We start from the raw sequence: 23,705 nt of genomic DNA, 5'->3' as shown, positions 1-23,705 counted from the left end.
TAATTTTACAGATTCAGCTGAAGCCTGAGTTTATTATAACAAAAAAAAGGCCAGCAAGTATGCTGGCTTTCCTGGTAAGACAAGTTGAACTCAGAAGTCGATTGTACTGTCTCTCACCTATCTTGCGGCTTTGTTGAATAAATCGAACTTTTGCTGAGTTGAAGGATCAGATCACGCATCTTCCCGACAACGCAGACCGTTCCGTGGCAAAGCAAAAGTTCAAAATCACCAACTGGCCCACCTACAATAAAGCCCTCATCAACCGTGGCTCCATAACTTTCTGGCTGGATGATGAAGCTATTCAGGCCTGGTATGAGTCAGCAACACCTTCTTCACGAGGCAGACCTCAGCGCTATTCTGACCTTGCCATCACGACTGTGCTGGTCATTAAACGCGTATTCAGGCTGACCCTGCGCGCTGCGCAGGGCTTTATTGATTCCATTTTTTCTCTGATGAACGTTCCGCTACGCTGCCCGGATTACAGCTGTGTCAGCAGGCGGGCAAAGTCGGTTAATGTCAGTTTCAAAACGCCCACCCGGGGTGAAATCGCACACCTGGTAATTGATTCCACCGGGCTGAAGGTCTTCGGTGAAGGCGAGTGGAAAGTCAAAAAGCATGGCCAGGAACGCCGTCGTATATGGCGAAAGTTGCATCTGGCAGTTGACAGCAACACACATGAAATCATCTGTGCAGACCTGTCGCTGAACAACGTTACGGACTCAGAGGCCTTCCCCGGGTTAATCCGGCAAACCCACCGGAAAATCAGGTCAGCCGCCGCCGATGGCGCTTACGATACCCGGCTATGTCACGATGAACTGCGGCGTAAGAAAATCAGCGCGCTTATCCCTCCCCGAAAAGGTGCGGGTTACTGGCCCGGTGAATATGCAGACCGTAACCGTGCAGTGGCTAATCAGCGAATGACCGGGAGTAATGCGCGGTGGAAATGGACAACAGATTACAATCGTCGCTCGATAGCGGAAACGGCGATGTACCGGGTAAAACAGCTGTTCGGGGGTTCACTGACGCTGCGTGACTACGATGGTCAGGTTGCGGAGGCTATGGCCCTGGTACGAGCGCTGAACAAAATGACGAAAGCAGGTATGCCTGAAAGCGTGCGTATTGCCTGAAAACACAACCCGCTACGGGGGAGACTTACCCGAAATCTGATTTATTCAACAAAGCCCTATCTTGCCAAAGTCGCTAGTCGCTTGTTTGCCTTAGCTTTAGATTTTATGCTTATGGAGGCGGTTTGATTTTCATCCGATACTTTTTCTAGCACTGGCACCACAGAGGAAATGGACTTTTCTTTTGAAATTTTGGATGCACCTGAAGAAAGTGGGCTTTCAGATGGTATAGAGGTATCGCTTCCCTCATTTTCAATCTTCACACCAAAGCAGGCATGTTCCTTTTGTACAAGGAAGGTTTCTTTTACAGAAACAGAATCCTGCTTTGAATTATCTAATTGTAGAGGTGTTAAATACTCCTTAAACTTTTGATCTAAGACATTCTCTAGCAATACATTAATAGGAGGCTTAGGTTCAGTATCTATAGTATTTCCATCATTCAGAAACCTATTAAGATCTGCAAGTGTTAATCTTTCGTTTAAACCATTTATAAAATTTGCCAAGTCAGGAAATAAATTATTTAATACCAACCCGGTACTAATAGCCGACCTAATTAAATCCAGTTGGTCACCCCTATGACAAAGTTCTGTTTTTTTCAAGAAACTATAAACATAGGGTGCTTTTCTTTCGGATATCCAGAAAGACCGGATCTGAATCCGGTCGTTATCTGCCTTATTTGAGATAGGGTATTTAGCCATGTTCTAGCTCATTATTCTGAATAAATAGTATCAGCAATTGCCAAAGATAATGCGAACTGCGGATTGTCTACCATGATAACTTTAGCCGTTTCAAAATGTTTACGAATAGCTGTTTCGATGAGATATGAACCTCCCCCAACAAGGAAAACATTATGAGGCCTCTCTTCGACTTGTGTAACCGCTCTGATTACTTTACTTTGCAACTTCTGTACCGCAGAGTTTACCGCATCAAAAACACCGTCACGCTTGTCCTCTGCAACCTTCAAAGCTGATTTATCATGACGATTATCAACAAGATGATGAATGTAAGCATTACTCGTATTCAGTTTCTCAGATTCAAGATACCTGCTGATCTCATCGTAAACAATAGAACAACCAATACGGTCAAAACCTTTTACTTTCGAAATCTGTTCTAATTGCCCAGTAATACTTGCAACATCAAGAGTAGTACCACCAAGATCAATTACCAAACTTGATTCAAATGAAGCAATATCCTCAATTTCATCTGCCCGGGTCACAGCTGGTAAAGATTCAGGGAAAACAGTCACAGACAAAACGTTAAAAGAATAGCGTTTACCGTCAAGATAACGCTCTACTGGTTTCATCAGATTATCTTTTTTTCTCTGAATATTTTCAATATTCGTTTCCCCTAAAGCAGTATAGAACTGGCTAAGTGGTAAAGTAACAAAGAGGTGAACATCCTGAGGAACTAAACCAGAAGCATGAAGTGCATGGTGAACATTTAACCGGCTAATTTCATCGTATTGGTGAGATACATCAGTCGATTCCAGTGAGTTACTAGATTCGCTGTGATGCGAAAACCTTTCCAGCCCATCAATAAGATAGTTAAAAGGATTGAGACCCTCATGGCGAACACGGAAATCTGGAACAAAACTATTTTGTGTAAGCAAGGGAACTAATTCGTTTCTTTCATTAAGACAAACCAGTTTTGCAGCTTTACTTCCATCATCGACAACGATTTTTAAAGCTTCAGTGATATCCTGCACTGATGGTGAAACAGGACTTTCAGATTTTAATAGTTCAGCCATAAAAACTCTCTTTTATTAATAGGACCATATTAGATATTAACTTTATACATTAATGGTGACCTATTATCAACATTAACACTATTAAAAAAATACGTAAGTCTATGTTATTTCAGCATCCTTCCATTTTAAATACCTTACCGTTAAATTTCCTGTATTCATGTATTAACCATGTTTATAAAGGAGCCAATTATAATCAGAAAGTTACTTTGCATCCTAAGTATGAACTGTTTGAGAGCCAGGACTGGGGCCTTTACCTGTAAGTAACAAAGGTCCTTAGGCTTAGAATCCAAAATGACGCCTTTTTGTAAAAAAATCATAGTTCGAAATACCGTATCATCGATGTAAACATACGTAGAGGAATTTATGGCAGCTGAGCACGTCCAAACTATAGACCTTACAAACTTCTCCGGAAGGATTTTCTTTCTGGCAGATCCTCATGGACATTACTCTGCGCTGTGCAACTTGATCCAATCAGTTACAAAGCCAGAAGAAGAGATAGTAATTTTCTCTACTGGAAATTTGTTTGACTATGGGCCGGAACCCATAGAATTGATGAAGGCGATAAACAGTGGCTTTTTCGATGGACGTTTTGTGAGGCATTTCTCAGCTGCCGGAGCCGGAGAAGAAATGTTAAAAAAATTGTTACCATTAAACAAAGACCGGAGAACATTTTACCCCAGCACATACCTCAATGAGAGATGGTGTGTAATGGGCGGAAAGTGGCATAAAGCTGTGAATCGTTACTATTTAGAGGAAGAGGTAAAAAAACTTCTTAATACCCAGCTTGGTACGATGATGCAGATTTTACTAAAAGGCGATATAAAAATTGGGGTTTGCCCTTCTGATTACGCCCCTATCCGCACATCATTCACTGATACTTATAATGCGCTTCAAGCATTCAACTATGCCAATGTGAATATTTTTCAGAGCCAGTTTCTATTCGGTATGGACCATGCCGTAATACCAATGATGATAAATGACGTCAACCTTATGGTCCTAGGTAGGAATCCTGTAAACAGCATTCGAAAAGCCCATGGTCGTACTCAAAACAATCTTCCAGTACTGATCGGTAATTGTTTGCATATAAATACTGGATCACTCTATATGTCAAAATTAGAAGACCAGGTAATAGTTGCTCCGGGTATACCGCAAACTGACTCACCAGCACTTACATTAGTAGAAATAATCATGAAGAACAATCCAGTTTTATTGTGTCATCAGCTAATACAAACAACAAACAAGTTTTATTCACTTAAAACCTATCCTTTAGAACTCGATTCGATTGAAAACAACATTGAGGTAACAAGATGAAGATAAATTGGAAGATTATCTCAATTTCAACATTACTTTTGCATCTTCACGCAGCAGCTGCACCACATCAAGAGAAAGAGCATAGAAAAGATGCTTTTTCTTCTGCCGCACAGAAAAGTGATTCACTTATATCTGCTAAAGCGGAGCTTATAAACGGAAGGTGGTTTATAAATGGTAAATATAGGCCTGTTCTAAAGACCAGCATGACCAAAACCAATTTCTTAGAAATCATGAATGTTTCAAATAAAGAATCACTTTTTATTGTGATACCAAAACTTGAGTATAATATCATTGCCAAAAATAAAATCTTACTAAATGAAAAAATTGCATTAAGCGAAGGCACATCCGGAAAAAGCATTGTTTGGGTCGAGCCAAAATCAAGTCTAACTATATCGTTTATAAATGACCTTGCTAATACGCCCCTTCAGGCTATCGTTTCGATCACAAGAAACAACAAAGATATAATTGCCATCTTTGGACCGGATCAGGGTAAAGGGTTTACTCTTCCCGGAAATACGTCTAATGATCAAGTGTCCGTTCCTGACTATTCTGACCTAAATATAAAAAAACTTAACATACCTCAAAGTGTTGGTAATCCAGTAACCATCAATCCTAAAGAGAAGAATTACCTCTTAGTTGGACAAGGAAAATATGAAATCTTATCTCTTCCTAAATATCAACATTTAGTATTTTCTGAACCCGTTTATATTGAGAAAAGAAAAAATATCCTCGGTGGTTATGGTTATTGGACGAAAGAAACAATTCTCTACCCCGGTGAATCATTATCTTTTATAACGAGCGCCAAAAACAATCTAAGGAAGCGGGATGATTAAAGTTATCACACTTTTATTGTTTGCATTACTGACTGGTTGTCAGTCAGTAGAAAGTAAAATCGAAGAACTCCCGACAGTTGGTTTTGACCCTATTCTATACAATAAAAGTGAGGCCTTTACTGACGGAAAAGTTACTTTACGTGTCGAAAGTTCAGGAACTGATGTTTGGCTTGTCGCCAAGAATGGAACCAGAAGTTTTATTGAGCTTTCAGGCCTAACGCTAGGTGGTAGTCGTTGTGCTTACAATGCCCGTAGTAAGCAACTTTTGCCCCCAGGCAGCGTAAGCACATTCGTAGTTCCTACGGTTGGAATGCTTGGACTTTGCTTCAACAATGAAGATCAACTTATGTTTATTAACCGTGCTTTTAGCAGAATCTCTCCCAAAGCAAAAGGAAAAGATTCGCTTTCGCTTTTATTTTCTGTTAGTTACGATTTTCCCGGAAAAGCGGACCTAATTACTAACCACGATTTTCAAGAGTTATATCTTTTATTTTTGAATGAGGATAATCTATGAAACAAACATTAATTGTTATTTTAATATGTTTTTGTCACACGGCTTTAGCATATCCATACCGTATCTATACTGTCCCGGAAGGGGCATTAGTAAAAAACATACTAACTAATGAATATCTAGGAAAAACCCCTGTGGTTGTGGACGTGAGCAATACCGAAGCTGGTTCTACTTTTGGGATTTCATTATTTAGACATGAAAATGTTGCTATAAAGATTTTTACAGTAATGCCTTCAGCAGAAAATAATTTTGCTGTTTCTGGACCTGACGTTGCAACTATGTCATTGCCGGGAAAAGCACCTTTAAACGTAGTAAATGATGGGAATGGCGCTTCTGTTCATATAGAACTAAGACCTTATATGTCTGAACCTGCGCACACCCCATATTAATATAACAAGAAATTAAAAATATAAATCATATGAACTGCATCATAAAGATGCAGTTCAATATTTATTCTGATACTTTTAATTTTTCTTTTATGAACTCCTCTAGTTCCTTAATAAAACCCGCATTTATCCTATTGAATTCAAAGCGAATTTTTCTACCAGTATTGTTTTTACTGATTCTTGCATACTTATCTTTGTTATCAAAAGTAATAAGATCACTTGTTTCCCATTTTGTGGAATAAGTTTTTTCACAAACACTTTCCACAGATTGTGTGATTTTTTCCATTACAACTTTTTGAGCAACCTGGAGATCTCCAATGTCTAAATCTTTTGTTTCCTCTTTAACATTATCTATTACTTCATCTAAAGGAAATAGATTTTTTTGCACATATTTCTGTAAACGAGACAAGCGACTATAATAGGAGTTCGGGATTCCTTCATAATCCGGGAATAAAGAGATCAATGTTTCGTCAATACGGGCCGCCTGGATTCTTTTGGCTACCGATACATGACTAATCCCAAGATATGCTGCGAGTTCTTCATTAGTAGAAAATCCTTTTTCTTCCATTTTTTTGATAAATTGAAACCCAACTTCTCTATATGAAAATTTTCGAGATGTTTGTGCTGCGGATATAATTGAATTTATATCATCTTCGGTTAGTTCATCCGGAAGAACCCACAGGGGGAGATCCTTTTCTGCCTTTATACAGCAGAAACGTCTGCGACTTCCTTCTATTAATAAATAAACCCCATCTCTTTTTACAGCGATCCCTTCGGTATCGACCCCTCTTTCTTCAATCTGCTTAAGAATATCTCTAACAGAATAATCTGTAAGGGCTTCTTGATTTCGTGGGTTCGCTGGATGGACTAAGGTCTCCTTCTCCACTCTCTGGGCTGGAACAATCACATGTTCCGCTTCAAGTCTCCGGCCCTTATGAAGAGTGAATAACTTTTTTATGCGAGGTGCTGTTTTCAAACCCGCAAGACCTGAACGGTGACCGACTTCTGTCCGCTTTGGTGCGTTTAAATATCGAGATTTATCATTCCCGATATGTTGCTCATCGCTCATGCGTTAACTCCTTGCTTAGCTGAAAAACTTTTTATTTCATTTATAAATTGCTGATATACCTGTAATACAGATTCTTCTGCGACATCAAGCTGCTTTGCGGAACAAAGTTCCTCTGATTTTTTGATATCAAGCACTGTACGCCCTTTGGAAGCAGCTGCCTTAAATGCTTCAGAATTTTTTATGTTAGCGGACATCAAAAGGTCCTGAACAGTTCTGATTAATTTATCCAAAACTATTCTTTCATATGGACTTTTGTCATCTACATTGACAGCAAGAACTTTGAACCATTTTAAATTGTCGCCCTTACTTGGTGATTGTTTAAACCTTTCACTTATTGTAAGCATGAAGTCTGTAGTAGAGGCGTAATCATATTCACGTGGTGACACTGCGACAAGAATCCCATCGGCCGCTTCGTCAGCAGCCCAGATCAAAGGTGAATCTTCAGGTGGAGTGTCTATAATAATCAAATCATAGTTCTGCTTCAGTACCGGTAAGATAACTTCCTTGAAACGTAGTAACAAAGACGTACGTTCTTCTCTAGAACATTGCCAGTATTTATCTTTAAAACGAGCATCTGTCGGAAAAGCCGTTATTACGTCCAAGTTTGGCAGATGCGTTGAAAAAGGCATATTAGTGATGATTTCTTCTTCAGAGAATCCTGAATCTAAATATTTTTTATACTCAGAATTTTCTTCATAAATTCCAAGGATTGCATCAATTGCTGTAAGGAAGACATCATCTTCTGAGACACTTTGAATCATGCTGCTTCCAATCGAACCTTGTGGGTCCCATTCGATCATTAATACACGTGCATTGAGTTGTAGATCTAAAGCAGCTGCTACTGCTAAAGCTACAGATGTAGTGCTTTTCCCTGTACCGCCTTTATGATTCTGAGTAACAATAGCTCTGCTAAAGTAATGTTCGCGGTACTTGGGATAACCCAGGGCATCCATTATTTTTTGAACATCCCAGCGGGTGTAAAGATGATTTTTGTTTTGATAAATAGGTGCACCAACAAGTTCTTTTTCTTCTAAGTCCGAAAGTATTTTATTGAACGTTACTCGTGACTTCCCAAAAAAATCAGAGAGATTTTTTTTATTCAAACAGTGGTTATAGATCAGTCTATCAACACCATCAACACTATCATCAGAAACAGATACTCTTGATGAAGCCATCAGAGATTCCTTTAGAGAAATCTGCTCGCTTTTCATGCGCTGACCAACGAGGGCGATCTTTTCAAGTAAATTCATGGTTATGACCTTTTTGCACTGAAAACCGACTTTTACGCATATATGTAAACTTTACGTATAATGCGTCCATTTCCTTGTTATGCGTACAATTCTATCCTTAGTTTCAATCTTAAGCTAATGTTTGTTTACTTTTTTATGATTTTTTGTGAGCTTAACTTGCAGATGTGAGCTCAGACTCTCTAGTCCATACCTAATGCACAACCTGTTTAAACCACGATTCTTGTCTCCTTCTCTACGCTTTGAAGTTAAGAGCTCCATTAATGAATCTTCACGCCTACCCTATTTCTTGCTTAGACCCTAAAATCTATCTCACCGGTGTGCTGATATACGTTTCCTAACTGTGAACCGTTGTCGTCAGTCCAGTCTAAAGATATGAGGTGTTAATCTCTTGAGGAGGCACACTACGAATTATGGGAGCAGAGTTAGCAACCTCACCCCGAAATGAAACCCAACTTAAGGAGGCAACCCCAGTGTGGAGATTAAGGGGGTTAAATCTGCCAGCGGCTGACAGTGTCCCAGCTGCTGCTCAGTCACACCACGCCCTGATTTAATCCCCTGCCCGGTATTGTAATGACCGAAAAAAACCCGTGCACTGGTGTCGGCAGACCGGCATGCATGAATATGACGTTAATCTGTATCAGCAGGCACTTTTCGCATAATGGGAGCAAGTGATAGCAACGCCGCCCAGAACGGAATGCCAACATCAGGACTGAACCCAAGTTTGGCGATTAAGGGGGTTAAATTTGCAAGCGGATGACAGTGCCCCCAGCTGCTGCTCAGTCACACCACGCTTGATTAAATCTCTCGCCAGGTCTTGTTTTGACCGAAAATAGCCCAAGCACTGATGTCGGCAGACTGGCATATAGGAATATGACGTTAATCTGTATCAGCAGGTACATTTCGCATTATGTGAGCAAGTGATAGCAACCCAGCCCGGAACTGAAGGCCAGCATGAGGACAGAACCCCAGTTTGGCGATTAAGGGGGTTAAATCTCACAGCGGCTGACAGTGCCTTCAGATGCTGCTCAGGCATACTACTCTCCCTGATATAATCTCCCATATGTTCTTGAGATCGTCGGAAATCGCCCATGCACCGGTGTCGGCAGACCGGTATGCAGTAATGTGAATTTAATCTGCATCATCAAGCACATTTCGTATTATGGAAGTAAGTGTTAGTAAACCAAAGCCCGCCCAGAACGGAAGGTCAACATCAGAACAGAATCCCAGTTTGGCGATTAAGGGTGTTAAATCTGCAAGCTGCTGACAGTGCCCCAGTTGCTGCTCAGTCACACCACGCCCTGATAGAATCTCCTGCCCGGAAATGTGATGACCGAAAAAAGCCCGTGCACTGGTGTCGGCAGACCGGCACGCAGGAATATGACGTTAATCTGTATCAGGAGGCACATTTCGCATTATGGGAGCAAGCGATAGCAACCCAAGCCCAGAACTGAAGGCCAGCATCAGGACAGAACCCCAGTATGGCGATTAAGGGGGTTAAATCCGCCAGTGGCAATAAGATCCCGAGCGGTGTTTAAGAAATATTTCCCGAAGGACAATCTTCCGCTCGTACGATGAATATAGTGTTCAACCCGGGAGAGGGATCACTTAACCTGCTTAGCCTAAATCTTACGTCATTCTCTAAACGGAGTTTAAGCTTAATGGTCCTGAGAAAGTTAAAAGGACTACCCATAATGACGGTTTGAGATGGCGAATAAGGGTTTTTTCTGCCAGCGGCTGACATTGCCCCAGCTTCTGCTCAGTCACACCACGCCTGATTAAATCTTCCGCCAGGTCTTGTTATGACCGAAAATTGTCCGTGCACTAGAGTCGTAAGACCTGCATACAGGAATGAGGCGTAAATCTTTATCAGGTGGCAAGGTTCGCATCATGGGAGCAAGGGTCTTGAACTGGAGGTTAACATCATAAAATCCCAGATTGGCGATTAAGGGTGTTAAATCTGACAGCGACTGAAAGTGCCTTCAGATGCTGCTCAGGTATATTACACCCTGAAAAAATCAAGCATCTGTGCTTGCGAATATCGGAAAAGGCCATGCACCGGTGTCGGCAGACCGGCATGGGCAATGAGACGTTAATCTGTATCAGCTGGCGCATTTCGTATCATGGGAACAAGTGTTAGCAACCCTCTCCAGGACGGAAGGACACTATCAGGACTGATCCCAGTTTGGCGATTAAGGGGGTTAAATCTGCCAGCGGCTGACAGTGCCTTCTGATGCTGCTCAGACATACTATGCACAGATATAATCACCCGTCCGTCCTTGTGATTATCGGAAAAGGCCATGCACCGGAGTCGGCAGACCGGTATGCAGTGATGTGACTTTAATCTTTATCAGCAGGCGCATTTCGTATTAAGGGAGCAAGTGTTAGCAACCCTGCCCAGGACGGAAGGACACTATCAGGACTGAACGCCAGTTTGGCGATTAAGGGGGTTAAATCTGCCAGTGGCTGACAGTGCCTTCTGATGCTGCTCAGACATACTATGCACAGATATAATCACCCGTCCGTCCTTGTGATTATCGGAAAAGGCCATGCACCGGAGTCGGCAAACCGGTATGCAGTGATGAGACTTTAATCTTTATCAGCAGGCGCATTTCGTATTAAGGGAGCCAGTGTTAGCAACCCTGCCCAGGACGGAAGGACACTATCAGGACTGAACGCCAGTTTGGCGATTAAGGGGGTTAAATCTGCAAGCGGATGACAGTGCCCCAGCTGCTGCTCAGTCACACCACGTCCTGATAAAATCTCCTGCCCGGTAATGTGATGACCGAAAAAAGCCCGTGCACTGGTGTCGGCAGACCGGCACGCAGGAATATGACGTTAATCTGTATCAGCAGGTACATCTCGCATTAGGGAGCAAGTGATAGCAACCCCGCCCAGAACTGAAGGCCAGCATGAGGACAGAACCCCAGTTTGGCGATTAAGGGGGTTAAATCCGGCAGCGTGAGTAAGTGCCCGTGCTGTGTTAAAGAAATATTCCCTAAGGACAATCTTCCGCTCGGCCTTTTGTATAAAGTTGTCACCCCGGGAGCGGGGATCACTTTACCTGCTTAGCCTAAATCTTACGTCAATCGCTATCCGGAATTTTAGCTTAATGGTCCTGAGTAAGTTAAAAGGGCTACCCATAATGACGTCCCCAGATGGTGATAAAGGAGTTAATTCCGCCTTCGGCTTACAGTGCCGCAGCTGCTGCTCAGCAACACCACGCCCTGATTAAATCTCCCGCCTGTCCTTGTGATGACCAAAAATAGTCCGTGCACTGGCGTCGTAAGACCGGCATACAGGAATGAGGCGTTAATCTTTATTAGGTGGCAGGATTCGCATCATGGGAGCAAGGGCCCTAGAACTGTAGACTAACATTAGAAAATCACAGTTTGGCGATAAAGGGGGTTAAATAAGTTAAAAGTCTTCGGTGAGCAAATTGGATAAATTTTCAGAAACCAAACCGTTAATAATAAACTTTTAGAAGAATGATTAAAGGATATTAAGTTTTGTATGCAAAATGACACCAGTGATCTGTTTTCACTAATAATGCCGCGCTACTTTGATTACCTTTGGTAAACAAAAATGTAATTTACGTGATTTTCATCTTATAATGTCAGTATTGAAGTTATAAATTTTGTTTACTTAATGCGTACACAACCTAACTGCGATTTGTATTTATGTCACTGTTTTTACACCACATTAATTATAAAACCAAAATTTGCAGCACAGTGATGAACTCATTAAGTCACAACCTCATTTGTTTACTTAAGGCATACAATAAAAAACCAGATTCTTATGAGACATCTGGTTTAATTATTTTTGCTTGAAGATATTTACTCTACGCGGCCAAACCCGCTGCTACTTCTTGAGCATAGAGAATTTCTATTGCCTCGCCATAGCTACAATTCTCGCGGCTTTGAATTTCCCATAATTTACTCCTGTCAGCACTATCCGTAGTAAAACAAAGCTCCATTTTCCGGTCTACGTATAACCGACAGATCTCTTGGAAGTTTTCGAACCTGACTAACATCTCTGAAAACACCTTTTTGACTGTACGAATATTTTTCATACGTTCATATTCTGCATCTGAAGTAGAAAAATATTTATTAGCCTTCATTGCTTCAATGCTTTCTTTTTCTTGTTTCATGATTATCTTCCAAGGCGAGTTAGCAGTCAGGGCCCGGCCAACAGAAGAAGTAAAATAATCTTCAAACGACTGTGTGATACAGATGCCAGCGCAGTTTGTTTTCCTGAACCTACGCCATGCCGCTTCGAGGAAGGAAGAGAAGAATTGGTTTGATTGATTTCCGGCACCTGATGAATTATCAGGACGAATGTACTCCCATGCTTCATCAAGGATGAACAAGCGACGACGCCCATCTTTTTTGATGAACATTGCATGCTGAGCAGCCTGAATGATAGACATTAATACAACTGTCTGAAGGTGGGGGGTGCCTTTTAGCTCCTCCAGTTCCAAAACAATAAATCTGCTGTCGAAGTTGATTGGAGGCAACGTATCGGTAAACCGGTGCCCATAAATTCCACCTTCGCACCATGCTCCGAGTTGCTCCCCAATATCCTTTATACGTTTGTCTTCATGCTTCTTGCAACGCAGAGCAAAGCCGGTTATTGAACCGGTCCGACCTGATTTTCTGGATTCTTGGTACTCTTCTGCAATAAGCTGAAGCATCACTGATTGTTGATAATCATCGATAAGGCCTTTCTCTGAAGCCATAATTTTTAGCTGATTCAAAACCATTATGGTCTGAGCAACTTTGTCTTTTTCTGCATCGTTTGAAGTTGATTCACCGGTAAATTCAGGTGCTTCGTTAAATACATCGTCGTTAACAGTGATGTCAGTTAGGAAGGCAAAGGGATTTAGGGTGAAGTCAGGGGTTTTACCGAAATCAATAAATTGACTGTTTGTATATTGTTCCGCAATCCCCTGGTAAGAACGGCCCACGTCCACAACAAATACTTGAGCACCGTCAGGATCATCATCTGGGTATTCGTTTTCTAAAAAATGCTTAAATGTTGAGCGATAATGAACGAGGTTATTAGATCGCGGTCCAGCTCCAAGATAGTTATTGATTAGATATGCTGTCCAGAATGACTTCCCTGCACCTGACGTTGCACCAATAACCATGTTATAGCTTGCAGAAGTCTTGAAAATATCAAGTCCCATGAGTTGACCTTCACGAGAAACTAAACTCAGTACTGGTCTATCTGTATTACCTTTCCAGGGCCCAAAGATCGGTGTCATATGAGCCGCTCCGGTGTTGCTCACTACTTCGGAACGGTCAAGGTCGAAAATTGTCTTTGGGTCATTGCACATTGGCAGACATGACATAAATGACGGGAAAACGATAAAGGAATCATCTGCTACTTTGACCCGGCTTTCGAGGTAAAAGGATTTGAGATCGTTAGCTGCTGTCTGCACAGAATTGGCATTACTACCCATAACAGTGAAAGTAAGATACCCTCTTAAAAGCTTTGCGCCATCCTCAAGCTCGCGAGTTACGGCCATGTAGTCATTATCCATATCCCGCAGGCGAGGGCAGAATGTGACAACTGAAGGTATACTTGCCTGTTTATTAGTGATTGCTTTGTAGCGGACGTTTTCTTTTGACAACTTGAGCGGATCGGCAAACTGAACAGTCTGAGTGATCATAAATGGGCTGAAAATTGTCTTACGTCCATGCATCCAGTTAACTACTAACTCATACATACAACCGAAATTGACGTATTCAGGAAACTTTACAACGGAAAGTTGTTTGAAGTAACGATGCTCAGATTCGTCGTCACTTTGTGTGACTGATGAGAAATGATTTTCTGTGACTGTATACTTACGGCCGGGAACGTTAACTTGTTCATTAAGCCTTTTCATAGTGTTAACGTCTATGAAACCTTCAGCCCACCGGGAGTTCTTTCCGGGGTTTACGACCTTATCTATACAATAGAGCCAGTTTTCTGCATCGACCTTAAACGGATGCAATCCAATCGTAATTAACTTACTTACAAGTTCAGAGTAAAGTGAATCGATACGCGAATGTTCCAGCTCGGTAGGAAGGGCAGACTGTAAAGGAATCGATAGCGAGATCCATACCTGAAAATCCCTCAACATAAGGTTATCATGATCAGGTTTTAAAGGCTTATGCATACTTCTGTCGTAGTAGTCCAACTGATAACCATTAAGCAGATCTGCTTTAAGCTTATCGTTCCCAGTCATACGCCCACCTCGCACAGCTGACCAAGCACTAAGCTGTAAAGTCAGGTCTGGCAATGCAGTCAGAGATATTTGACAGACAGTATCTGTAGGGAAATCCATTTTGAACATTTCAGCAAGAACATCTTGCTGATTATCAAAAACTCCAGGGGATGGATTACAGATAAACATAAACCCTAATCTGTTGCCATCAATCAAAAAATAGTGAGTCCCTGCTAATTGATCGTAAACAGGGATAAACCCACCTAATTGATGGCGATTTAAACCGCTATTGTAATTATTGATAGCTTCCATATTTGACCTTACAGTTGTCTAACAATGCCGTTCGAAGAGACAGCTTTAGTTGCTTTTTGTTGCTGCTGCATATTTTCCCGGGCCGCATCCTGTACTTCTAAAGGAACTATGCGAGCTGGGTTTGAGGTCGAATTCTTGCCAGCAATCCATGTTTGCGGTTTTACGTTGACATAAACGTAGCCGGGAAGATTAAGCGCATCGTTATCATCGGTATAAGGTGCAAAAGTAATTCTCATTACTTTCCCCTGTTGCAGAACAGCAAGTGGTTCAGGAGCCACTACAGCTTGTTTATAACCTTGCGAACGGTATTGCTGGATCTGCCCAGGGTTGAGAGTCGGGTTAACGGGCTGGCCATTGTAAAGAGAGTACATATCCTTACCAGGGCTGATATCAGAATTAGGTGCAACGTAGCGTGGGGCATTTCCAGCAGAAACCGGATAGCTTGTTTGTTTAACGACTTCCGCAGCCGGATGAACGAAAGGGTTACCAGTTGAAGAGGCAGTGCTATAACTGCTAGTCATCCTTACGTTTGAATTAACCGGTACACCAGAAATAGGCCGTGGTCCAATGGATGAAGTAGGGGCACCCATTTTTAAAGTTTTATCGTACATGACAGGTAACTGACCAACTGGCTTAATTTCGGTTTTTGAATAAGCCACAGGCTGATTTTTAAGGGTAGTAGACTGTGGATATTTGACTTCCCCTGGAGGGCTAATTTCAGTTGGATAACGGCTGTCATTGACAGCCGATTTCTCCTTTCCCGATTCCGACTCTTCCCCCGCCAGTGCAGACAGATCATCTCGATTATTAGTTAACTCCATAACTTCGCGAGGACCTTTACAGATAACGCCCTTTTCAATGCCTGGACATTCGGATTCGGAACTACCGATGGAGCACCCCGTAAGATATGAGGATGTACCTACAACCAGAGCACTGAGTACCAATCTTTTGATGTTCATAAACTAGCCTTAATTTGTCTCAAATGGATTTTTTAAGAGAGGTTCAACGCTTTGGTTCAACCAGTAGTCGAAATCTTTTGGAATGCCATTACCAGCCAAACCATCCTGTCTGACAACTGAAGGTACACCCTGCAATTTATAAATTCCTGCGAGCATCAATGACGCTACCAAAGGTTCCGCCGGACATTCTTCTGCTTCTTTTTGAGAGAGCAATCTTTTTTCAATGTCGGATTTGCTTCCCATTAGCCAACGAAGAATATCGAGGTTGTTTATTTTTCCTTTTTCTTTACTACACCAGAGCCTTCTAAGCTCTTCTTTTGGCTCACCGGGTGAGGGAACTAAAACAATATCTATCCGATACTTGTCCCGATCTGCATAGAATTTCTTAACAAGTTCCATGCAACCGTCACAATCAAGTGTTATGAAAATGGCTGCTTGTCTTTTAAGCTTTGAATTTCCCAGAGGAATGGACGCTACAGTTTCCAGAGGGAAGGGGGCCTCATCAAGACTAATAAAATAGGAATTCCTGATTTCTTCTACAGTCAGAACAGGTTTACGTTTAATTACATCAACAAGGCTTCCCCCAGTAAGGGAGTATCGGCCATCGGTCGTTACTGCCATTAGCTGCGAACGTTCGTCCTGAAAGAGGTATAGCCCACCAGAAGGAATGTATATGGCATCCTTAGGTTTATATCCTTTCATTTTTGATAACACACCCGAGATCTGACTGGGTGAAACGCCACCTTCCTTTGCCTTTGCCATTAACGCAGCAGCATCACTATTAGTTAGGACCTGCTCTGAAGCATAAGTGACCGTATTCGCCATAATGGCGAAAGCCGCCATTAAAGGGAAAAGTAACTTTTTCACTATTGGGTGCCCTCTACTTCTTTGCATTATAAGAACTTGATTGTACCGCTTCAGAGCTATCTTCAAGTTCCATATAAGTGACGATTTCAACACTATCCGGTACAGTAACGGCAAGCGTTGCATCAATAATTAAATAGCCACGGTCACGGTAGATCTTCATTAATGTTCTGAAATATTCTTCGAATTGAGATCTATCATTGTCAGCAGTACGGCCTCCGTGATGCTTGAAAAATTCCTTACGTAATTCAGGCATGTCAAGCACTGCAATCTTGTACGAAGGCTGGGATTGTTTATTGAAGTAATCGTAAACATTCATAAAGCCTTTATAACCATAAATAATGACCAATACGGCAAAGGCGAAGAAAAATAAATACTTCAATATTTTTTCAATATCAATTTCGAAGGTAATTTTTTTTGTTGTCCTTTCTCGCACCATTTTTTTAGTGATTTCAGGTCCAGCTGATTCAGGCGATTCTTTTTTTTCTAAACTATCCATTTAAACCTCAGCGACTGGTCAGATTCGTTGGAATTGTAGTTCCGGTCTGAACGACAAATGTAATAGCTCGGCCAGGGCTAATTTCTACGATTGGCCACTGTTGTTCTGCAATTGCGGTGTAGTAATCGACGAGTCGATTAAGACCACCTTGAGCTGCACCAGCCCCGGCTAATGCCCCAAGTGCACCAAAATTAGGGGACTGATACTGAGCCTGTGAATTAGGGTCGATGTTAAGTGAAGATACCTTACTGGGACTTAAGCTACCGGCAAGTGAAGAAAGTCCACCGGCAAATGCAGCTCCTGCAATTGCGTTACCATTTCGGCTGATAAGCGTGCCTCGGATCCCATTTTTTCCGTCATTTTCACTTACAGCATATGCTTCCAGTTTTACGTCAAAAGCTTTCCCTTTTGAATTAACACAAGAGATAGAAGTGGCACGTATGTAAGCACGCTGTGACGCCAGATCACCAACAGCTGAACCCAGAAGGTTACAGTCACGCAAATCCATGGTGAAATTATTGGGCATGATGACATCTTTTTTAATACGCATCGTTACTGGCATTGGTTCTGATTTGGAAGAAAGGCTTGTAGGCGCTTCAAGCCCGGTAATCAGAACACCAGTGATAATAGATGTTGCCGGAAGAAACATTTCATCTTTTCGGGCAGCATGCCGCGCTTTGCTATCAACTGGCGCAGTACCATCACCTCGTACAGTCCGAGTTGGCGCTTTATCTCCTGCAATGACCTCTCTGCCTTCCTTGATTCTGTTTTCAGACACGGGCATAACCTGAATGACACCATCGGTACCATTAGTCTTAATGGAACTTTGTGTGATTGTTCTCATTGGGCTATTACGCGTAGGTGTGATAGAAGCGTAATTAGGGTTTACGCCATTAATCGGCGCATTAGCATTAAGCTGATAAGGAGCTGCCGGTGCCTGCTCATTAATCGTTTTACGCGAACTACCAGCATCCAAGTTACGATTGCCGTTTCGATTTGTCTGCATATCATTAATTTGCTGAGACAGCTGCTGAAGTTGAGAAGTTAAACTTGCAACTTGGGCTTTAGTTTCCTGTTGGGCTTTTTCTGCTTTTTCGCGGTCCTCTTTCGCCGCATTTTGGTCAAGTCGGTTTTGCTTAACCATTTCTTTATATACTTTCTGGCTTTCTTCATTACTCAATTTGTTCATTTGCGAATCATCTAACAACAAATTGGTCTGCATGTCTTTTTTCTGTGTTTTCTTTTCTTTCTTAACTGGTGTGGAAAAAATAGACTGGCTAATAATATAAACAATCACTACCAGCAGAGCGCCAATAACAGAAAGTCTGACGGTCTTATTTTCCCAGGCCTTTTTAATGTCCATGATTAGCTCCACTTGTAGGTTTCTGGAATCGTTTAATTTTTAGATTTCGTTCGCTGTCAGACATCTGAGGAACGATATAGGGTTCACCTGCTCTGGCCCAGTTTTCACGAACAGATGGATGATTCATTTCAGCTTTATCTATCTGGCTCGTTCTAGATATTTCATGTTTGTAATTAGGTTCCAAAACGTTACTTTTGTGATAGTCAAAAGCATTCTCCTCATTAATATTGCCCTCTCCTACAAATTTATCAATAAGAGTTGGATCGTTCATTATTACTGTCTGAACGGGAAAAGCGTTACTGCCATCTTCGATACTAATGGGTGCGTCCGGAACGATTAATACACTCCTTTTTGGTATATATTCTGACCTGTAGTAAAAGCTGGTTAAAGCAAATACGACAAAACCAATCACGGTGGCCCCAAGCAGAGCAGGCAAAGTAACTTTTCCCATATTATTTTCTGATTAGACTTGGTCTGGTTGTAACCCGGGCCTCGCGTTCCTTGAACAATTTATCCCGGACTATGTAAAGCTCTGTTTCTTCTCCCGGTTGCAGGTATGCTTTATCAAATAAAGCACTTGCAATAACGCCTTCTGCCATACACTGCTGATCAGCAACGATTTGACCGTATGGTTTATCGTTTTTCACAAGAATTACATCAATAAGTTCACGTGAGCCAACCAGTCTCTGACCGAGCTTTGCATACATATTAAAGTTACATGGTGACTGCTCTGGCGCAGGAATACGAGAAAGTCGGTCCTGTTGTAAACTGAATCCTGAAGGGACCTCACCAAGAGCCACAGGAGTCAATAAATCAATGATTCTTTGTTTATGATCGTCTTGTTTTGGATCCGTTGGAGCCAGTTCTTCTGACTGGGAGCGGGCCAACATTTCCTCATAGTTTTGCTTATCCAATGAGGTTTCACGTTTGGCTTGCATAGATGGGCTTAAAGATGTAGTAACTGAAATCATCGCACCGGGAACATCAAGCGGTACCAGGGTCAGGTTATAGGTCGATTCAGGTACCTGATCTTCAGACAACATAATCCCGATTGGTTTATCGGTATTAGTTGAAATAAAGACATCGCCACCATTAACAAATATGCTTGCCTCTTCAGCAGGGGTAGAAGTACTGACAGAAGCATTCTTGAAGCTGGTCGATATTCTGTTTTGAAGTCCTCGTGAAACTGGCAGTACCACATTCCCACCAGGCGGCACATTTACACGCTGAACTTCTTTATATCGGTTACGAGCTTCGACATAAAGTTCATCGGCTTTTGACGTGGCGGTCGCATTGGTTGCATTCTGCTGGGAAGAGGTACCTGTTGGTCTCCCATAGCTATCAATTGCACCAGATCGGGTCTGTGCGTCAAATCCGGGGAGACTAGGATTATTTGATAATGCTCCAGTAATAGCGCTTACCGCAGGCGAAGCATTGCTGGCTGGGGAAAGTTGCACGGTAGGGAGATCAGTTGTAGGTTTTTGTCCCTGCGCATTACCGGCTTCACTAAGGTTTGTTTGTGCACCTGACTGTTCAGAACCAGCTTGACCCGGAATAATGGCTTTTGCAGCTCCATTCTGAAATCCGTCAGCACCAACTGGCATTACAACCGGGTTATTAATTGTTGCTGGCAATTGGTATTCTTCAGCGATTACGCAGTTCGAAGTCGTGAGCATGATCAATGCTGTAATTGCGTTGAAGCCTAAGCCCTTTTTTTTAATCATCACTTGTTACCTGTAGACGGTGGCGGATTATCCAGCGTTGCCAGTTGCTCTTTGCCGTTTATCGTAATTTTTTTAATATTCGGTGTTCCGGAATATTGATTTACATATGCAATTCTTGGGCGACCATTTTTCATCCCGAGAACCCATTCATAAGTCCATTTCGATGATTCAGTTTTGTCCGGAACATTTACAAGTCGAGTCGTTTTGGTACCCCAGACATAGACCATGTCATTTTTTGGATCAAAGTAAATATCATTAGGCTTAAAGGTCTGCTCAACACCACGAGCCTGCATGATATTTATCTGCTCCTGTAAAGACTCACTCGTTTTAGCCTGTAGTTCAGGTGAAAGGGCATCGAGGACATAGGCCGTCACAAAGGAAATATTAGTTGGATTAATATTCCCTAAAAGGGTACTAAAAAAGAGAGCCCATTGTGTTTTATAAGATTCCGATGCTTTGTTACCAACAACCGTGATCTCTTCATTCATGTTTGGAGGGGTAACAATCGTCACTGGGTCAGTGAAAAAAAGAATCTTTGCAACCAATAACCCAATGACGGCTATTGAAACAGTATTAATGCGGATAAGTTTTGTATCACGATTAATCAGGGCGCTGTATGTAATTCCAGCACCTGACGCTTCAGCTTGTGGGCTAAATCGTTTTTTAATGTCCAAAAAACGTCCCTTAGCACTTTCATCTTTCTTTACGTATGACTGTTCAAGATCACCGTTTTCATCCTTTTTAGATTTTTTGAAAAAAGGGATGTTAATGCCACTTAGCATTTTCATTCATAGCTCCATCAAGAATACAAATCTCTGATAAATGGATCGTTGAAATAACGGCTACTAAAAACTGCTTTACCTGGCAAAAAACCGAGCCACCAGAGTTTGTGTTTTAGCAATCCTCTTATTCCTGACTCAGCTGCTTTGTTATACGCAATCCAATACACAACCGCTGCTACAACAGAAAACCCGAAGCATTCGAAGATATTCCCAAATGCAACCAGAATGAATGCAAGCCCTAATTTTTTGGCATCCCAAAACAAAATCAGTAGAGGCATGTTGATCCTGAAAGGGAATCTATAGGTATGCTGAGGAACGTCGTTCTGCTTACTCATTAAAAATCCAGAGAGGGGGATGAACCCCCTCATGCATGATTAACAATAAATTACAGCGGTACGCCAGCATCCATAAAGGTGCTGATAATTTTCTCGCCGTTGGCCATTACCAGCATCATGAATAATGAAACCAGTGCCAGGCCCGGGTTAGGCTTAAGGACAGAGAAATATACGCTTGAGATCAACATCGCGGCTGCCAGAATTTTGCCCGGAGCTCCAGTCATACTTTCACTCATGTATGACCAAATATCTCCCAGTGCCCCATCATCTGAACCCGCATATGCCAGACCGCAAAAAAGCACGGTCAGCAGAACAAACAAAATCACTTTTGCGCTTTTTGTTTTAAAAAGTGCAGCCGTGTTAGATTTCTTTTCACTAAGGCCAATATTTAAAGAAAGTTCCATAATTACTCCGTGTAGATTTGAGTTCACGTAAACGCGAATGAATAATACTTTTTTATTCCGATCCTTCCGTTCGCATAAACCCCCTTTTTTTAACGTTTAGCGATTGGTGAATTTTTAAGCAAAGGGCCTAAAGCATAATCTTTGAAAGGTACCAGTGAACGCTTAGTAAAAGTTTGAAAGAGGGGAGGGGGTAAGATTACGTTAAGCTCAATCCTGAAGCTGATGAGACTCCTCAAGCATAAAAGTCACTTTTGATGGTTTGAAAAGCTCTAACTAGATATCGGGCAGGTAACTAAGCTTCATATCTAATCTTTTTTGTTCCCTTATTATCTATCTCTTGATTCTGAGAAGGCCGCATATCACTGTGCTCCCTGGTTCGGCAACTATCAGTTGGAGAAACTACATACAATCCTCGGGCCGGTGCGTCATTCATCTAAATGCCTTTTACACCTCTGGGCGTGAGTGGGACTTTGTCTTGTCCATACGAACATCATTCATTCGAATGCTTTTGGCCAATGCTATTTAAGCAAATGCTTTCTGGCTGAGTCCTTTTGCGAATGAGTCTTTGATATAACTGCATGAATTTTGGGTTGTTTGGTGTACTAACAAAACAAAGGCATTTCTTTGAATGCCATTGGAGTTGTGATGCTTCTGATATTTTTTTGATCTCATATCAAGCACATAGTCCTTCTGATGCCCAATGTCATAGATGTCTTGGACCATTCTCGCTCTTAACAAAGCTGAACTGTGTGTCATTCGACCTAATGCCATTCACCAAAATGCCTTTTTATACCACTGCATAGCTATGCTCGGGATACAGTGGCAAACAAAAGCATTTCAATGAATGAATTTTTGGGATACCGACATCAAAAGCATTTGTATGAATGTAAGAGGCGTAATCCACAAAAGGCATTCACGTGAATAGAGTGCGCACGAAACCATCTTGCTCAACGGCATTTAATGAATGGGCTAGCATGTACGCTTGAGTCAGAAAGGCATACAGATGAATAGTCAGGAGTTCGTTTGAAAAGTTACTTTTTTGCACATTAAGCCGAGATGTAAGACCAGTAGTAAAAGAAGCACTAAGCATAGCACTGATAAATAACTTATTTTTCAGCAGGTTATAACCAGTGCATACCAGATAGCTTTCAACCTTGTTTGGCAAGGGCCAGCTTAGGGCTTCTTTTGAAGATCTGAAATTGTATGTCGCGACCTTTCTTAACTTCTTGATAATCGAGATATCCGATAGATTCAAGTTCCCGCATTGCTTTACGAATTATCTGGTTTTGCGTACGAATAGGGGTTGTAAGAAGCAACCTTTCCCTCAACCGTTTCATATTAACGAACAACGTACCAGCTGGCATTGCTTCAAAATAAATATAGAGAGATTGCGCAGCTTCTTTTTTAGCCAAAATGTATAGAACCTGAAGGCTTAACAATGTCTTATGGTCGTAACGATACAGTTCCCACATAGAAGGATCCCCAACCAGCTCAACAGTATCGCTTTTTGGATCAATCATAGCCTTCTGCACCAGATGCGTTACTGTGAACCGACCACTACGAGAGTCTGAGAAGGCAAGCACTACCGATGCAAGGTTCATTAATGACTCTTTAAAGCGCGCACGAGTTCGTTTGTTGATGTTTGTTGAACTGATACCACACATCTTCGCAAACTCGTTAAAAGTCAGGCTAATCTTCTCGGAAGTAAAACCATATTTACTGAAAGCCATGATGATCCCGAGCCAGCACTTAAAGTCGGTAGACATAGATAGTTTGACACCAGTTATCTTGATGTCGTCATAACCCTCCGATCTTGCAATTTCCATACACGAAAGCTCATCAGAGGCATCAACTTCAAAGTTTCGGTCGCGGTTTTCTTTTGTGCCGACAGGGGTAAATACACTCAATCTCAGCAGGGCCACGGGCTGAACCGACTTGGACGAGTTAGGCGTCAGTTGATAAGTCTTACCTGATTCATTACTGGTTACGTCAAAAGGATGGATTAACTCGTTGTTTTTAATCAT

At 41.9% G+C, this 23,705-nt stretch carries 21 protein-coding genes; 5 read left to right on the top strand and 16 right to left on the bottom strand.

Annotation, left to right across the window (positions count from 1 at the left end; genetic code table 11):
• The first annotated feature begins 158 nt into the window (after positions 1-158).
• The gene (locus AAHF05_RS22585) at positions 159-1,127 is read left to right on the top strand and encodes an IS5-like element IS903B family transposase (RefSeq protein WP_072201439.1); all 969 of its coding nucleotides are present in this window, start codon (positions 159-161) and stop codon (positions 1,125-1,127) included.
• Between the two features lie 56 nt (positions 1,128-1,183).
• Here AAHF05_RS22585 and AAHF05_RS22580 read toward each other — a convergent pair whose 3' ends face one another.
• A complete protein-coding gene (locus AAHF05_RS22580) occupies positions 1,184-1,822 on the bottom strand; it encodes a hypothetical protein (protein WP_012695436.1) in 639 nt (212 codons plus the stop codon).
• Positions 1,823-1,833: 11 nt separating this feature from the next.
• A complete protein-coding gene (gene parM / locus AAHF05_RS22575; RefSeq protein WP_000818954.1) occupies positions 1,834-2,871 on the bottom strand; it encodes a plasmid segregation protein ParM domain-containing protein in 1,038 nt (345 codons plus the stop codon).
• Positions 2,872-3,234: 363 nt separating this feature from the next.
• Between parM and AAHF05_RS22570 the strand changes: the two genes are divergently transcribed.
• The 4 genes from AAHF05_RS22570 to AAHF05_RS22555 are packed head-to-tail and all read left to right on the top strand — an operon-like array spanning position 3,235 to position 5,915.
• The gene (locus AAHF05_RS22570) at positions 3,235-4,182 is read left to right on the top strand and encodes a metallophosphoesterase (RefSeq protein ID WP_000718595.1); all 948 of its coding nucleotides are present in this window, start codon (positions 3,235-3,237) and stop codon (positions 4,180-4,182) included.
• Positions 4,179-5,015, top strand: coding sequence for a hypothetical protein (locus AAHF05_RS22565; RefSeq protein ID WP_000700976.1), 837 nt, complete (start codon positions 4,179-4,181; stop codon positions 5,013-5,015). Before AAHF05_RS22570 ends, AAHF05_RS22565 begins: the two co-directional genes overlap by 4 nt.
• Positions 5,008-5,529 (top strand): hypothetical protein, encoded by a 522-nt coding sequence (locus AAHF05_RS22560; RefSeq protein ID WP_000598517.1) that lies wholly within the window; start codon positions 5,008-5,010, stop codon positions 5,527-5,529. Before AAHF05_RS22565 ends, AAHF05_RS22560 begins: the two co-directional genes overlap by 8 nt.
• A complete protein-coding gene (locus AAHF05_RS22555) occupies positions 5,526-5,915 on the top strand; it encodes a hypothetical protein (RefSeq protein ID WP_000815011.1) in 390 nt (129 codons plus the stop codon). Before AAHF05_RS22560 ends, AAHF05_RS22555 begins: the two co-directional genes overlap by 4 nt.
• Positions 5,916-5,976: 61 nt before the next feature.
• On the opposite strand, the gene AAHF05_RS22550 is transcribed toward AAHF05_RS22555, so the two are convergent.
• The 14 genes from AAHF05_RS22550 to AAHF05_RS22485 all read right to left on the bottom strand — a co-directional run bounded on the left by AAHF05_RS22550 (position 5,977) and on the right by AAHF05_RS22485 (position 23,705).
• The gene (locus AAHF05_RS22550) at positions 5,977-6,981 is read right to left on the bottom strand and encodes a ParB family protein (protein ID WP_001278838.1); all 1,005 of its coding nucleotides are present in this window, start codon (positions 6,979-6,981) and stop codon (positions 5,977-5,979) included.
• Positions 6,978-8,231 (bottom strand): ParA family protein, encoded by a 1,254-nt coding sequence (locus AAHF05_RS22545; protein ID WP_033487955.1) that lies wholly within the window; start codon positions 8,229-8,231, stop codon positions 6,978-6,980. The genes AAHF05_RS22550 and AAHF05_RS22545 overlap by 4 nt, the downstream gene beginning before the upstream one ends.
• 1,128 nt (positions 8,232-9,359) lie before the next feature.
• Positions 9,360-9,521, bottom strand: coding sequence for a hypothetical protein (locus AAHF05_RS22540; protein ID WP_001371949.1), 162 nt, complete (start codon positions 9,519-9,521; stop codon positions 9,360-9,362).
• Between the two features lie 2,548 nt (positions 9,522-12,069).
• Positions 12,070-14,751, bottom strand: coding sequence for a TraC family protein (locus tag AAHF05_RS22535; RefSeq protein WP_000387412.1), 2,682 nt, complete (start codon positions 14,749-14,751; stop codon positions 12,070-12,072).
• 8 nt (positions 14,752-14,759) lie between these two features.
• On the bottom strand, positions 14,760-15,710 hold the full coding sequence (trhV, locus tag AAHF05_RS22530) for an IncHI-type conjugal transfer lipoprotein TrhV (RefSeq protein WP_001022588.1): 951 nt from the start codon (positions 15,708-15,710) through the stop codon (positions 14,760-14,762).
• 9 nt (positions 15,711-15,719) lie between these two features.
• Complete coding sequence (gene htdT / locus AAHF05_RS22525) at positions 15,720-16,472, bottom strand: protein-disulfide isomerase HtdT (RefSeq protein WP_182911723.1); 753 nt, start codon at positions 16,470-16,472, stop codon at positions 15,720-15,722.
• A 118-nt stretch (positions 16,473-16,590) separates the two neighbouring features.
• A complete protein-coding gene (locus AAHF05_RS22520) occupies positions 16,591-17,073 on the bottom strand; it encodes a hypothetical protein (RefSeq protein ID WP_000377632.1) in 483 nt (160 codons plus the stop codon).
• A gap of 7 nt (positions 17,074-17,080) precedes the next feature.
• A complete protein-coding gene (trhB, locus tag AAHF05_RS22515) occupies positions 17,081-18,436 on the bottom strand; it encodes an IncHI-type conjugal transfer protein TrhB (protein WP_000351841.1) in 1,356 nt (451 codons plus the stop codon).
• Positions 18,426-18,887: a plasmid transfer protein HtdO gene (gene htdO, locus AAHF05_RS22510; protein ID WP_000521242.1), complete on the bottom strand. Its 462-nt coding sequence runs from the start codon at positions 18,885-18,887 to the stop codon at positions 18,426-18,428. Before htdO ends, trhB begins: the two co-directional genes overlap by 11 nt.
• Before the next feature lies 1 nt (position 18,888).
• A complete protein-coding gene (locus AAHF05_RS22505; RefSeq protein WP_000592092.1) occupies positions 18,889-20,160 on the bottom strand; it encodes a type-F conjugative transfer system secretin TraK in 1,272 nt (423 codons plus the stop codon).
• Positions 20,160-20,948 (bottom strand): TraE/TraK family type IV conjugative transfer system protein, encoded by a 789-nt coding sequence (locus AAHF05_RS22500; protein WP_000783153.1) that lies wholly within the window; start codon positions 20,946-20,948, stop codon positions 20,160-20,162. The genes AAHF05_RS22505 and AAHF05_RS22500 overlap by 1 nt, the downstream gene beginning before the upstream one ends.
• Before the next feature lie 11 nt (positions 20,949-20,959).
• Positions 20,960-21,310 (bottom strand): type IV conjugative transfer system protein TraL, encoded by a 351-nt coding sequence (locus tag AAHF05_RS22495; protein WP_001447770.1) that lies wholly within the window; start codon positions 21,308-21,310, stop codon positions 20,960-20,962.
• A gap of 17 nt (positions 21,311-21,327) precedes the next feature.
• Positions 21,328-21,681: a hypothetical protein gene (locus AAHF05_RS22490; protein ID WP_000423602.1), complete on the bottom strand. Its 354-nt coding sequence runs from the start codon at positions 21,679-21,681 to the stop codon at positions 21,328-21,330.
• 1,148 nt (positions 21,682-22,829) lie between these two features.
• Positions 22,830-23,705, bottom strand: coding sequence for a RepB family plasmid replication initiator protein (locus tag AAHF05_RS22485; protein WP_000594611.1), 876 nt, complete (start codon positions 23,703-23,705; stop codon positions 22,830-22,832).

This window comes from Enterobacter adelaidei (genome assembly GCF_041937165.1).
Taxonomy (GTDB): Bacteria; Pseudomonadota; Gammaproteobacteria; order Enterobacterales; family Enterobacteriaceae; genus Enterobacter; species Enterobacter adelaidei.
This window is presented reverse-complemented; position numbering and strand designations above follow the sequence as displayed.